Source organism: Vreelandella zhaodongensis (assembly GCF_013415115.1).
Classification (GTDB): domain Bacteria; phylum Pseudomonadota; class Gammaproteobacteria; order Pseudomonadales; family Halomonadaceae; genus Vreelandella; species Vreelandella zhaodongensis.
Genome location: NZ_JACCDD010000002.1, coordinates 628,252 through 642,363, shown reverse-complemented (window position 1 = coordinate 642,363; position 14,112 = coordinate 628,252). Strand labels below are relative to the sequence as shown.

At 50.9% G+C, this 14,112-nt stretch carries 11 protein-coding genes; 7 read left to right on the top strand and 4 right to left on the bottom strand.

Going from position 1 to position 14,112, the window contains the following annotated elements; genetic code table 11:
* Positions 1-45: 45 nt before the first annotated feature.
* From glyQ to gmhB, 4 genes are all read left to right on the top strand, one after another.
* Positions 46-1,005: a glycine--tRNA ligase subunit alpha gene (gene glyQ, locus HZS79_RS06315; protein ID WP_179927376.1), complete on the top strand. Its 960-nt coding sequence runs from the start codon at positions 46-48 to the stop codon at positions 1,003-1,005.
* Entirely contained in the window at positions 1,005-3,071 is a 2,067-nt protein-coding gene (gene glyS, locus HZS79_RS06310) for a glycine--tRNA ligase subunit beta (protein ID WP_179927342.1), read from the top strand. The genes glyQ and glyS overlap by 1 nt, the downstream gene beginning before the upstream one ends.
* 212 nt (positions 3,072-3,283) lie before the next feature.
* Complete coding sequence (locus tag HZS79_RS06305; RefSeq protein ID WP_179927341.1) at positions 3,284-4,081, top strand: BUD32 family EKC/KEOPS complex subunit; 798 nt, start codon at positions 3,284-3,286, stop codon at positions 4,079-4,081.
* Positions 4,082-4,090: 9 nt separating this feature from the next.
* The gene (gene gmhB / locus HZS79_RS06300; protein ID WP_179927340.1) at positions 4,091-4,669 is read left to right on the top strand and encodes a D-glycero-beta-D-manno-heptose 1,7-bisphosphate 7-phosphatase; all 579 of its coding nucleotides are present in this window, start codon (positions 4,091-4,093) and stop codon (positions 4,667-4,669) included.
* Positions 4,670-4,882: 213 nt separating this feature from the next.
* Here gmhB and gyrB read toward each other — a convergent pair whose 3' ends face one another.
* The 4 genes from gyrB to dnaA all read right to left on the bottom strand — a co-directional run bounded on the left by gyrB (position 4,883) and on the right by dnaA (position 11,181).
* On the bottom strand, positions 4,883-7,303 hold the full coding sequence (gyrB, locus tag HZS79_RS06295) for a DNA topoisomerase (ATP-hydrolyzing) subunit B (protein WP_162219882.1): 2,421 nt from the start codon (positions 7,301-7,303) through the stop codon (positions 4,883-4,885).
* 39 nt (positions 7,304-7,342) lie between these two features.
* Positions 7,343-8,446: a DNA replication/repair protein RecF gene (gene recF / locus HZS79_RS06290; protein ID WP_179927339.1), complete on the bottom strand. Its 1,104-nt coding sequence runs from the start codon at positions 8,444-8,446 to the stop codon at positions 7,343-7,345.
* Between the two features lie 105 nt (positions 8,447-8,551).
* Complete coding sequence (gene dnaN, locus HZS79_RS06285) at positions 8,552-9,655, bottom strand: DNA polymerase III subunit beta (RefSeq protein ID WP_162219880.1); 1,104 nt, start codon at positions 9,653-9,655, stop codon at positions 8,552-8,554.
* 56 nt (positions 9,656-9,711) lie between these two features.
* A complete protein-coding gene (dnaA, locus tag HZS79_RS06280; protein WP_162219879.1) occupies positions 9,712-11,181 on the bottom strand; it encodes a chromosomal replication initiator protein DnaA in 1,470 nt (489 codons plus the stop codon).
* Between the two features lie 534 nt (positions 11,182-11,715).
* Here dnaA and rpmH point away from each other — a divergent pair.
* The 3 genes from rpmH (at position 11,716) to yidC (ending at position 14,066) form a co-directional block, all read left to right on the top strand.
* Entirely contained in the window at positions 11,716-11,850 is a 135-nt protein-coding gene (rpmH, locus tag HZS79_RS06275; protein ID WP_009723348.1) for a 50S ribosomal protein L34, read from the top strand.
* A 13-nt stretch (positions 11,851-11,863) separates the two neighbouring features.
* Positions 11,864-12,262 (top strand): ribonuclease P protein component, encoded by a 399-nt coding sequence (gene rnpA, locus HZS79_RS06270; RefSeq protein WP_162219878.1) that lies wholly within the window; start codon positions 11,864-11,866, stop codon positions 12,260-12,262.
* Positions 12,263-12,377: 115 nt separating this feature from the next.
* Positions 12,378-14,066: a membrane protein insertase YidC gene (yidC, locus tag HZS79_RS06265; protein ID WP_179927338.1), complete on the top strand. Its 1,689-nt coding sequence runs from the start codon at positions 12,378-12,380 to the stop codon at positions 14,064-14,066.
* Positions 14,067-14,112 lie beyond the last annotated feature (46 nt).

Genomic DNA, 14,112 nt, shown 5'->3' with positions numbered 1-14,112 from the left:
TATACTTGACGGCTTATGAATTCATGGCCAACGGTGCTTTCCGCGATGAGTGTCTCGACAAACCAATCGACACCTGATGTGTCGACCTTTCAAGGCTTGATCCTTGCTCTGCAACAGTACTGGGCAGAACAGGGCTGTGTCATTCTCCAACCTCTCGATATGGAAGTCGGCGCGGGCACCTTCCACCCTGCCACCTTCCTACGGGCAATTGGCCCAGAAACCTGGAACGCTGCCTATGTACAGCCTTCCCGCCGACCAACAGACGGTCGCTACGGTGAAAACCCCAACCGCTTGCAGCACTACTACCAGTTCCAGGTGGTGATGAAACCCTCACCAAGCAACCTGCAGGACCTATACCTTGGTTCATTAAAGCGCCTGGGGCTCGACCCGCTCATCCATGATGTGCGCTTTGTGGAAGATAACTGGGAATCCCCCACCCTGGGGGCCTGGGGTCTGGGTTGGGAAGTGTGGCTCAACGGCATGGAAGTAACTCAGTTCACCTATTTCCAGCAGGCGGGCGGCATTGAGTGCTACCCCGTTACCGGCGAGCTCACCTACGGGCTTGAGCGTATCGCCATGTACCTGCAAAACGTCGATAGCGTATATGACCTGGTGTGGGCCATCGCGCCTGATGGCAGCAAGGTCAGCTACGGCGACGTCTACCTGCAAAACGAGCGTGAGCAGTCAGCCTATAACTTTGAGCACGCCGATGTTGGTCAGCTATTTGCCGCTTTTGATCACCAGGAAAAAGAGTGCAGCAAACTCCTGGCAGCCAGCCTACCGCTACCTGCCTACGAGCAGGTACTCAAAGCGTCTCATACGTTTAACCTACTGGATGCTCGCCATGCGATTTCAGTGACCGAACGCCAACGTTTTATTCTGCGCGTTCGTACCATGGCACGGGACGTCGCCACCGCCTACTTCGAGTCTCGTAAAGCAGAAGGATTCCCCATGGCACCCGAGGCCCTGCGCCGCGAACTGCTAGCTGACCAGGGAGACGCATAATGGCTGTTGATACTCTTTTATTAGAACTAGGCGCTGAAGAACTTCCACCGACAGCGCTGGATGCGCTGTCTGATGCGTTTGCAGCTGGCATTGAAAAAGGCCTGCAAGAAGCAGAGATTCCCTTCCAAAGCGTTGCCGCTTACGCCACCCCGCGCCGTTTAGCGGTGCAGGTTATGGGGCTTGCAGATAAACAGCCTGACCGTGAAGTGGAGCGTCGTGGCCCTGCCCTAGCAGCCGCGTTCAAGGATGGAGCGCCGACCAAAGCGGCGGAAGGCTTTGCACGTTCTTGCGGCGTCAGCGTTGATGAGCTGATTCACCTGGAAACCGATAAAGGTACCTGGCTTGGCTACCGCGAACAGCAGCAGGGAGAGAGTGTACAAGCGCTGCTGCCAGAGATGCTTCGCAAAACGCTACAGTCGCTCCCAGTTCCTAAAAATATGCGCTGGGGTTCCTCTCGCGTTGAGTTCTCCCGCCCGGTTCACTGGTTAGTCGCCCTTTATGGCAGCGACGTTATTGCCGCAGAAGCGCTTGGCCTGCAAGCTAGCCGTACCACCTACGGTCATCGCTTCCACGCGCCAGATGCCATCCAGCTAGAACATGCCGATAGCTACCTCACTACGCTAGAAAATGCCTATGTACTAGCCGACCGCCAGCGACGCCGCGAGCGCATCCGTGAGCAGGTGTTGGCCGAAGCCGAAGTGCAGGAAGCGAACGCCGTAATCGATAAAGACCTGTTGGTAGAAGTAAGCGGTTTAGTCGAGTGGCCGGTCGCATTGACGGGTAGTTTCGATGAGCGCTTTCTTGAAGTGCCTGCGGAATGCTTAATCTCTTCAATGAAAGCCAACCAAAAGTACTTCCACCTGTTGGACGACCAAGGCAAGCTGAAGCCACTGTTCATTACCATTTCGAACATTGACAGCGCCGATCCTCAGCAAGTAATTTCCGGTAATGAAAAAGTCATTCGTCCGCGCCTCGCGGATGCTGCTTTCTTCTATGACACGGACCGGAAACGCACCCTAGCTTCGCGCATTCCTCAGCTAGAAAGCGTGGTGTTTCAGCAGCAACTTGGCTCCCTGGCTGACAAAGCGCGTCGCAACACAGCGATCGCGACTTATATTGCCGAGCAAATTAACGCAGACGTGGGCCATGCTCAGCGCGCGGTAGCACTCGCCAAGTGCGACTTGGTCACCGAGATGGTGCTCGAATTCCCAGAGCTCCAGGGCATTATGGGCCGCTATTATGCCGAGCAAGATGGCGAACCTGCCGACGTAGCCCAGGCATTAGAAGAGCAGTACCTACCCCGCTTTGCCAGCGACAACATTCCGCAGAGTCTCACTGGCCAAGCGCTAGCGTTGGCTGATCGCCTGGACACGCTTGTCGGTATTTTCGGCATTGGCCAGCGTCCGACCGGCGCAAAGGATCCGTTTGCCCTGCGCCGTGCTTCCATCGGTGTGCTGAACATCCTGGTCAAGGGTGAGCTTAGTCTAGACCTCCGCGAGCTACTTAACGTGGCCGCAGAGCAACATCAAGGGCTGCCCAAAGCGGAAGGCTTGGTGGAAGACGTGCTGACCTATATGCTGGATCGCTTCCGTGCCTGGGGCCAGGAAGAAGGGATTAGCGCAGAAATGTACTTAGCGGTTCGCGCTCGCCCAGTGACCAAACCGCTGGATTTTGCTCGCCGTTTACGGGCCGTTAAGGCCTTTGCTCAGCGTGAAGAAGCCGCCGCACTAGCCGCCGCTAACAAGCGTGTTTCCAACATTTTAAGCAAGCAGGAACACGATGGTAGCACCCAGGTCAATCAAGACCTGCTGCAGGAAGGTGCTGAGCGAACGCTGTTCAGCGCTGTGAGTGCTAGCCAGCAACAGGTGGCACCGCTATTTTCAGCGGGTGATTACCAGCAGGCGCTGGATGCATTGGCAACGTTACGTGAGCCTGTCGATGCTTTCTTCGATCAGGTAATGGTCATGGCCGATGATAATGCCGTTCGCCATAACCGCTTAGCGCTGCTTGCCAGTCTGCAAGCGCTGTTCCTTGAAGTGGCGGATATTTCCCAGCTACCTCAGTAGTACTCAGTATCAGACGAATAGCGTTCTGAGCAAAGCCCGGCTAAAGTGCCGGGCTTTTTTATATAGACCTCCTTCCCTGTACAGATCCTGATAAATGCTGGCAGCGATTTTTTTGTTTCACGTGAAACATCGGGATAGGATTAGTTAAATTTGATAGCGAACACTCTCATCAGGTAGCCAAGCAGCGCATTGCTTGGCCAAGGGAATGCACTATGTACGATTTTTTTCTTTTTGAAACCTTTCCTCATCAGCAAGCTAGCATAGCTTCTTATACCCTTGACGGAAAAAAGGTATGGTTAAAAAAAGCCAGCAAACGTAACTCGCGCCTTGCCTACCTTCCTCTCAGCTTGCTTGCTAAATGGCTCCGTGTTGAGGCGCTTAAGCCCGTGCCGAATATAGGCGGACAGCAAAGCATTACTAATGAATCAGCACGAATAAAAGCGCTTTCTAAGGCAGGCATTGCGGTGCCTACTATATTGGCCGAATCGCCTGATGCGATATTGCTTGCTGATGTGGGTAGTGAGGAATCGCCTTCACAGACGCTGCTTGATAAGTTACTTGCAGCGCAACAGGTTGAAGAAATTGATCATTACTTAACAATGGGTATCCAGGCATTAAACGATGTTCATGCGCGGCAGTGTTATTTAAGTGAAGCCTTTGCCCGCAACATCTTAGTGACTCAAGAAAGCATTGTGTTTATCGACTTTGAAACCGACCCAGGCAAATACCACACGCCTATTAATTGTATGGTGAGAGATTGGTACTGTTTTATTTTCTCTCTTTACGGCAAGCTGAGTAAGCGCGAGCTTCATCGTGAGCAATTGCCCCCTGCCCTATTAGCTGGATTAAACCAAGCACAGCCTCAGGTTCGAGAGGGCTTCCTGACATCGCTGTCACGCCTTAAGCGATTAAGGCGTATTCCTTTTCATCGTTTTGGTAGCGACGGAAAAAAAATCGCCATCACACTCGATGCGTTATCCACATTAGATCAACAATTAAGAACCACATAGAGTAGCGCAATGCCTCTTTCAAACAAGCACAGCCTCAAGATACGTCCTAATAAGCTCGTGATTTTAGACCGCGATGGCGTTATCAATCATGACTCTGATGCCTATATAAAAACATTAGCAGAGTGGATCCCTTACCCTAGCGCTATCAGTGCGATTGCCAAGCTAACCCGCTCAGGGTTTACCGTTGCTGTTGCGACAAACCAGTCGGGGATCGCTCGGGGCTATTATGATGAAGCCACGCTACATGGGATGCATGAGCGCTTAACTGCTCTAGTGGAAGCCGAGGGAGGTAGCATTGCCTGTATTGCTTACTGCCCCCACGGACCTGATGAACAGTGTCAGTGTCGTAAACCTAAACCTGGGCTACTCCTACAGATTCAGCAGTATTTAGGAATGGATAGCCTAACGGGCAGCTGGATGGTAGGTGATAGTCTGCGCGATCTTCAAGCAGGTGAAGCTGTTGGCTGCCACACTGTACTGGTTAAAACAGGTAAGGGAGAAAAGACGCTGACCAACAACGTCGGTCTTGAGAAAGCGGCTATTTATCACGACCTGGCTCAATTTGTAGACTGGCTTTGTCACGATTAACAGCTCCCACTCTCTTCCACAATGGAGCGAACTCTTCCAGAAAATGTACTCTTTATAAAACCAACCTTTTTTAAAAAAACATACCTTCCGATCATGCCCTTCGCTTTGCCTCTCATCTTTTAACAAAAAAGCGCCGCTTCTAAGAAAGAAGCGGCGCTTTAGGTATTTAAGCCATTTTTAGTGTTTCACGTGAAACACTAAAAACACAGACCGTCAGATATCGAGATTAGCGACCAGTGCATTTGTCTCGATGAAATCACGACGCGGCTCAACCTCATCACCCATCAGGGTGTTGAACATCATATCAGCCGCGACCGCATCTTCTATGGTCACGCGCAACATACGGCGACTGTCAGGATCCATGGTAGTTTCCCACAGCTGATCAGGGTTCATTTCACCCAGACCTTTATAACGTTGGAAAGAGAGCCCACGCTGGCCTTCTTGCATTAGCCAAGCTAGCACCTCGGAAAAGTGTGAAACAGGCTTCTTGCGCTCTCCACGGGCGATATAAGCCCCCTCTTCGAGCAAGCCGTTCAACGTTTCACCTAAACTTCCAATAGCGCGATAGTCCGCACTTTCAAAGAAGTCCAGACCCCACACGTACTCGGTAGTAACGCCGTGAGCAATCAACGATACCGCAGGTAAATATAGGCCACGCTCGGTGTCTTCTTGAAGGTAGAAGTGATAACGCGGACCACCTTCATAAGCCACCATATCATCCATAGCTTTCTGCAGTTCGGCAATCCAGTTTTCCATGGTGACGCGATCTTTCAGACTTGGCTCACCTTGAAGTGCTGTCGCATGAACCGCTTGCTTAAGCACTTCGATAGGATATACCCGTGCCAGGCGGTCGATTCGTTTCATCACATTGCGATACTGATTAACTAACGCCTCTAGCTGAGAACCTGCAATACCAGGGGCATCAGCATTCACATACAGCCTTGCCCCATCGAGAGCGGTGGTGGTCAAATAGTCGACCATTGCCTGCTCATCTTTCAGATAGAGCTCTTGCTTGCCCCGCTTGATTTTATAAAGCGGCGGCTGAGCAATAAAGATGTGGCCACGCTCAATCAGTTCGGGCATTTGACGGAAGAAAAACGTCAACAGCAGCGTGCGAATGTGCGAACCGTCGACATCAGCATCGGTCATGATAATGACCGAGTGATAGCGCAGCTTGTCGGGATTAAACTCTTCTCGGCCAATGCCGCAGCCCAGCGCCGTAATCAGCGTACCCACCTCTGCTGACGACAGCATTTTGTCGAAGCGCGCTTTTTCAACGTTTAAAATCTTACCTTTCAGAGGCAGGATCGCTTGAGTGCGACGATCACGGCCCTGTTTAGCACTGCCGCCTGCCGAATCACCCTCGACAAGATAAAGCTCTGATTGACTGGGATCTTTCTCTTGGCAATCAGCCAACTTCCCAGGCAGCCCTGCAATATCTAGCGCGCCTTTACGGCGGGTCATATCTCTAGCTTTACGGGCGGCTTCACGTGCACGTGCCGCTTCCAGCATTTTATTAACGATTGATTTAGCTTCGTTGGGCTTTTCAATCAAGTACTCTGAAAACAACCGTCCCATTTCCTGCTCAACCGCTGTCTTCACTTCGCTAGACACCAACTTATCCTTGGTTTGCGAAGAGAACTTGGGATCAGGAACTTTAACGGAAATAATTGCCGTTAAACCTTCACGGGCATCATCGCCAGAGGTATTGACCTTAGATTTTTTGAGCAGACCTTGCGCTTCAATATAGTGGTTGAGCGTACGGGTTAGCGCCGCACGAAAACCGGCTAAATGAGTACCACCATCGCGCTGGGGAATATTATTGGTGTAGCAGAAGATGTTTTCAGTGAACGTATCGCTCCACTGCATAGCAACTTCGACTTCAACGCCATCTTCACGGACGGCATTGAAATGAAAAACAGGGTTTAGCGCTGTTTTATTCTTATTCAGATGGTCAACAAATGCTCTTAGGCCACCTTCATAATGGAACAGCTCCTCTTTTCCACTACGCTCATCCATTAAACGAATGGCAACGCCAGAATTTAGAAAGGAGAGCTCACGCAGACGCTTAGCGAGAATATCGAAATGGAACTCGATATTAGCGAAGGTGTCTGGCGAAGGACGAAAATGTACGCGGGTACCGCTTTTTTCAGTTTTACCCACGACACCCAGCGGAGCCTGAGGTACACCGTGGTGATAAATCTGCTCGAACACCTCACCTTGGCGCCAAATCGTTAAACGCAGCTCTTCTGAAAGCGCGTTAACGACCGATACGCCTACCCCATGAAGACCGCCAGATACTTTATAGGAGTTGTCGTCGAATTTACCGCCAGCATGCAGCACCGTCATGATAACTTCTGCTGCGGAAACGCCTTCCCCTTCATGCAACTCGGTAGGAACCCCCCGGCCGTTATCGCTTACGGTTACCGACTCGTCCGGATGAATGATTACTCGAATTTCACTGCAGTGGCCTGCCAAAGCTTCATCGATGGAGTTATCCACCAGCTCGAAAACCATATGGTGCAGCCCGGTGCCATCATCAGTGTCACCGATATACATACCTGGACGCTTGCGTACTGCGTCTAGCCCTTTGAGCACCTTGATGCTTGATGAATCGTAAGCCTGCTCGCTCATTGACCACTCCGTCGTGAAGTCTGTCTCGTTCCATGTCGCCTACCCATCCGGCAGTAACTGGCTCAACCCAAGTTCAGTATGTTTCACGTGAAACATGCCGATATCTGTAGAGGGTTTCCATATACCTCGAAGCGCGGTGGGTTCGACGCTAGTAATAAATGCCTGACACTGCATCTCTTCAAGCAAATTGCAAAATTTAAGGCGATGCTGTTCATCTAGCTCCGCAGGCAAGTCGTCAATTAAATAAACACAGTGTCGTTGTGCAATACTTTCCAGAAGCCGACCTTGAGCAAGCTTCAATGCGCTTACCACTAATTTTTGCTGGCCTCTGGAAAGTACTTCAACAGCGGGTTGCTTGTTTAGCCTAATCCGTAAATCCGCTCGCTGGGGGCCTTGCTGGGTAAAACCCATTTGCTGATCAGTTTCACGGCTATCGTGAAGCACGTCAGCAAGAGAGCGCTGCTTATCCCATCCTCTTGCATACCGCAGCGTTAAACCTGGCAAAGGAATCAGCTTGTTGAGCGTTGCATCAAATACCGGCAAGAACTCACTAAACCATGCCTGCCGCAGCATATCCATTTGCTCACCCCATAGCGCTAGCTCGTGCTCCCATACCGCTATTTCACTTGGCACTATTCTACCACGCCTAAGAAGCGCATTCCGATGTTTCACTGCTCGACGTGTCCGCTTCCAAGCTTCGAGGAAATGATGTTTCACGTGAAACACTCCCCAATCCAAAAACTCCCTTCGCCCAGCAGGCGACCCTTCAAGCAGACGAAAAGCATCAGGATTAATAAGCTGCAGCGGCATCGCTTCAACCAGCTCGGCTAAGCGTACACCTTTTTCACCTCGCAAGCGCAGCTCAAGCTCTCGCTGAGCACGCAAACGCCTCACCCCTATGGAAACCTCAGGGTCACCTGACAATCGGCCGTAGAGCGTCATATACGGCGCTTCAGCTTGAATGGCATGCTTAAGCTGTCGGGTGCGAAAAGACCTTCCCATACCAAGAATATGAATGCCTTCCAGCAAGCTAGTTTTACCACTGCCATTCATGCCGTAAATCACATTTATTCGTGATGATGGACACATCTCGACAGGCGCTAGATTGCGCAATCCTTGGAAGTTAAGCCGCTTCACACTCATCAGCCATTGCCATTAAGTAAGACCATTAATCTTGCCACCCGTGCTAAACGCGAAAACGGCGCTTCTACTCTGAGAAGCGCCGCCATCGTTAGTGACTTATAGCAGTTATAGACGCATCGGCATAACAACATAGAGCGCATCGCCGCCGCCCGGCTCTTCTAATAATGCACTGCTATTTGGATCCGCTAGCGTCATCTGAACGCGATCTTCATCAAGTACCGACAGTACATCCACTAGATAACCAACATTAAAGCCAACTTCCATGGCGCCACCATTATACTCAACGGCCACATTCTCTTCGGCTTCTTCCTGTTCAGGGTTATTGGCCATTACCTTCAGGTTGTTTTCCTCAAGATACAGCCGCACACCACGGTATTTCTCGTTAGAGAGAATCGCGGTGCGAGATAAGACCTGTCGCAGCTCAGCGCGCTCGGCGATTAATACCTTATCGCCGTTGCGTGGCACAACGCGTTCATAATCAGGAAACTTGCCGTCAATCAGCTTAGAGGTAAACGTAAAGTCACCTGTGTGGGCACGCACATGGGTTGAACCCAGCGTCAGGCTCACCGGTTCATCGCTGTCATCTAACAGGCGAGAAAGCTCTAAAATGCCTTTACGTGGCACAATGAGCTTCTGAGACTGATCAACCACAACATCAATAGGCCGTGAGCACATCGCCAGACGGTGACCATCGGTAGCCACCGTGCGTAGCAAGTTACTTTGTATTTCGAGCAACATACCATTGAGGTAATAGCGAACATCCTGCTGCGCCATGGCGAATGATGTCGACTCGATCAAGTGCTTCAAAATGCCTCGTGGAACGCTTAACTCTTGGCTTCCATCAGCATCTTCAATATTGGGGAATTCAGCAACCGGCAACGTTGAAAGCGTAAAACGGGAGCGGCCACTGCGCAGCACTGCTCGCCCATCTTCAACACCCAGTTGAATCTCTGATTGATCAGGCAGCGATTTACAGATATCCATCAGCTTACGGGCAGGAACAGTCGCCGCGCCCTCTTGATCTACTTGGCTTGCCACCGTACGCCCGATCAGTTCAACTTCTAGATCTGTGCCCGTTAAAGCAACCTGATCACCCTCTACTTGGATCAGTACATTAGAGAGCACAGGCAGCGTTTGGCGTCGTTCGACTACGCCTGCCACCAGAGTCAGCGGGCGAAGCAGCGCCTCTCGGGAAATGGTAAATTTCATCGATACTCCGGTTTTGTATCATCAAGGGCCCACATGGCAGGCCCAAATAAAATGGGTTAACTAGTTAGCAGGCGAAGAAGATTTTTGTAATCCTCGCGGATATCCGCATTTTCTTCTTGTAACGCTTTTACCTTACGACAGGCATGAAGCACGGTGGTATGGTCGCGCCCCCCAAAAGCATCACCTATTTCAGGCAGGCTGTGGTTAGTCAGTTCCTTGGCTAGCGCCATTGCCACTTGCCGTGGTCTCGCGACGGAGCGAGAACGCCGCTTTGAAAGTAAATCAGCGACTTTGATCTTGTAATATTCAGCAACGGTACGCTGAATATTATCGACCCCCACCTGTTTATCCTGCAGCGCCAATAAATCTTTAAGCGATTCGCGAATAAAGTCCTGGGTGATGGTTTTACCCATGAAGTGCGAGTCAGCAATAACTTTTTTCAGCGCCCCTTCAAGCTCACGCACGTTTGAGCGAATTTTCTGAGCGATAAAGAAGGCAGCGTCATGTGGGAGATCTACTTTCGCCTGGTCTGCTTTTTTCATCAAAATAGCGACACGGGTTTCAAGCTCCGGTGGCTCAATAGCCACGGTCAGACCCCAGCCAAACCTTGACTTCAAACGCTCCTCAACACCACTGATCTCTTTGGGATAACGATCAGATGTCAGGATCATCTGCTGACCGCCCTCTAACAGTGCATTAAAGGTGTGGAAAAACTCCTCCTGGGAGCGCTCTTTACCAGCAAAAAACTGAATATCATCAATCAGTAGAGCATCCACACTGCGGTAAAAGCGCTTGAAGTCGTTAATCGCGTTTAGCTGGAGTGCTTTCACCATGTCTGCGACAAAACGCTCAGAGTGTAGATACACCACACGGGCATTCTCACGGCGGCCAGCCAACGCGTTGCCTACTGCGTGCATCAAGTGGGTTTTACCCAAGCCAACACCACCGTATAAAAACAGTGGGTTATATGCGCCACCAGGGTTTTCAGATACCTGGCGTGATGCCGCACGAGCAAGTTGGTTCGATTTACCTTCAACAAAGGTATCGAAGGTAAAATTAGGATTGAGACCACTGTTGTGTTTCAAGCTACCTTCAACTTGAACTTGGCGTTCATTGCCACGACGGTTTGCAGAATTATCTTCCCGCAGCCTATCTATATCACGCTCGTCGCTATTATCACGACGTGATGATGTATGAACCGCTGGCGCTGACGGTCGAGCCGGAGTCGCTGAAATGGGGTTCCCTAATTCTCTTGGCTGCGGGGCGGGCGCAGCCGTCTGGCGACTCCCCACTGTTAAACTAACTTTAGGAGGTTTAGACGGCGCAAGCTCACGCATTAGTTCACTAATACGCTTTGCATACTTATCACTCACCCAGTCGCGCACAAAGCGGTTCGGCGCCAATAAGCGAAGCTCATTGGTCTCTCCTTCTTCTGCCTGCAGCGGACGTATCCAGGTATTGAACTGCTGTGAATTCAGTTCGTCCTGCAGGTAGTCCAGGCACTGTTGCCAAAGCGCGAGTGACACTCATCTCACCATCAGTTGAAAACGGCCGACCATTGTAGCGCCCAACGAGCCGGTTATCCACACGCACTCAGGCCTCTTTTTACCCTGTGGACAACTGCTCGTAAGGGCTAAGGAAAAATCGCTGGTAGCTTGAGGACAACTCTACTCCGAGCCAAGTTCTTGCCTGTTGATCACACCTAATCAACAGCTTATTTAAGGCTTATTCGTTGCTTATCCACAGATTTTTTATATCTTCAATATCTTGATATTAATCATTTAAAATCGCTTATCCACAATTAGTATCCCCACTATTAATAACAGTTGGTTTTAAATAACTTAATTAGTAATAGTAGTGATATGGTTGGTTAACGTGAAAACGACCCATTGCCCTCCGGCATTGCCTTGATCACGCTTTTTATGCAAGGAAAAATTGCACCTAGCGCCGGAAGTCTCTACAATTTCCGGTCTTGAATTGAAACTCCCCGGCTAGTTCCTCACTGGACCGGGCCTTTTGGAATTCAATTTCCGTCCTAAACCACGTGGGAATAACGAGTTATGAAACGCACTTTTCAACCTAGCGTTCTCAAGCGCAAGCGCGCGCATGGCTTCCGTGCTCGTATGGCAACCAAAAACGGCCGTGCCGTTATCGCACGCCGCCGTGCCAAAGGCCGCAAGCGTCTGAGCGCCTGATCTCGGATTGCGTGTGCTGCATCAAGGCTTTCCCCGGTGCTTACGTTTGTTAAATGCCGGGGACTATAGTCACGTGTTTGAACAGGCAGACCTGAAAGTTCATGGTAAAGGTATGATGGCGCTAGCGCGTCTGACTACCCGCGGGCACCCTCGCGTTGGACTGGTGGTCAGCAAAAAAAATGTGAAGCTTGCTGTTGATCGCAACCGCTTTAAGCGACTTGTTCGGGAATCCGTTCGTCACCGCCAGGATCACCTACCCTCTGTGGATATCGTGATATTGGCTAAACGTGGCGTACAGGATATCGACAACGAAACGCTTTTTCGCCAGTTACACGGCATGTGGAAACGACTTCAGCACGACGCAAAGGCGGTCGCCGTTTCTCCGCCTAATGGCGTAACACGTGACGCTTGACGACACACCTCGCCGCTCGACCTCGGCCTGCCGTTTGGCAGGCTTTCGCGTGTCTTGGGTCGAGTAAATGACACTGCGCCATTAGCATGTTCACCACCCATCGGGCAGAACCCTCATGGACGTAAAACGACTTTTATTACTGATTCCACTAGCATTACTTGCCTACTTATTGGTTGTGCAGTGGAATCAGGATTACGGGCAGACAACCTATGATTCGACGCCTGAGATCACTCAACGTAACAATGGAGCCCCCGTCAGCGATACTAGCAATGACGGCGACTTCGCTGTACCCAGTGCATCAGCACCACAAAATGCCATCAGCGAAGGCATTCCAGATGCGTCCGAGAGTGACACCGCAAGCCGAGATTTTATTGCGGTCACCACGGATGTCCTAGACCTGCGCATTGACCCGCATGGCGGCGATATTGTGTATGCAGCGCTACCACAGCATAAGTTGACTTTGGATTCAGATCGCAACTACGTGTTGCTGTCGGACAACGCGACGCGTAGCTATGTCGCTCGTTCAGGTCTCCAACTGGATGGTCAAGCTAGCCGTATTGTCTTCACACCTGAGCGTACAGAGTACCGTCTGGGTGATAATGACGATCAGCTAAGCGTTGATTTGGTGGCCGAAATCAACGGTGTCGACGTTATCAAGCGACTTACCTTTGCACGCGGAAGCTATGCGGTCGATGTCAGCTATTATTTAGCGAACAATACAGATGCACCGGTTAGTGCGCGTTTCATCGGTCAATTAGCGCGTGATAACAGTCCAGATCCATCCAGTGGCGTCGCTATGGGCATGAGTTCCTACCTGGGAGCTGCCTACTCAACGCCGGATACTCGCTACGACAAAATCGATTTTGACGATATCCAGCGTGGCCGTTTTGAGAACCGCGATGCCCAAGGTGGTTGGGTAGCAATTATCCAGCACTACTTTGTATCTGCCTGGGCTCCCCCGCAAAACCAGCAAAACCTTTACTACGCAACGACTGATTCACGCGATCGTAACGTAGCCGCTTTTGCAGGCCCCACAACAAGTATTGCCGCCAACAGTGAAGCTTCTTTAGGCGCGACTCTCTATATGGGTCCTAAGGTTCAAGACTATCTTGAACAGGTCGCTCCGAATCTACGCTTGACCGTGGATTACGGCTGGCTTTGGTTTATCGCCAATCCGCTGTTCTGGTTACTGGATAAAATCCACGACATCGTCGGTAACTGGGGCTGGTCAATTGTACTGCTGACCGTATTGGTGAAATTGGCCCTCTTCCCGCTTTCCGCCAAGGCCTATAAGTCGATGGCGCGTATGCGTAAGCTCGGCCCGGAAATGCAGCGTCTCAAGGAGATGTATGGCGATGACCGCCAGAAAATGTCTCAGGAGATGATGAAGTTCTACCAGAAGGAAAAAATCAATCCTCTGGGTGGCTGTTTACCCATTCTGGTACAAATGCCGGTGTTTATCGCACTTTACTGGATGTTGTTAGAGTCGGTTGAACTGCGTCACGCACCGTTCATGTTCTGGATTCAGGATCTGTCGGTTAAAGATCCCTACTTCATTTTGCCGATCTTGATGGGTATCTCGATGTATGTTCAGCAGCTGCTGAACCCAACACCGCCAGACCCCATGCAGGCGAAGATTATGAAAATGCTGCCAATCATTTTCACCTTCTTCTTCCTGTGGTTCCCGGCTGGTCTCGTTATCTACTGGGTGGTCAACAACATTATCTCGGTCGCGCAGCAGTATGTTATTACGCGCAACATTGAGAATGACCCAAGCGTGGGTAAAGGGATGCGAACCAAGTAACGCACTCTCCTCACCACACCAGACCCCCGCTCAAGCGGGGGTCTGG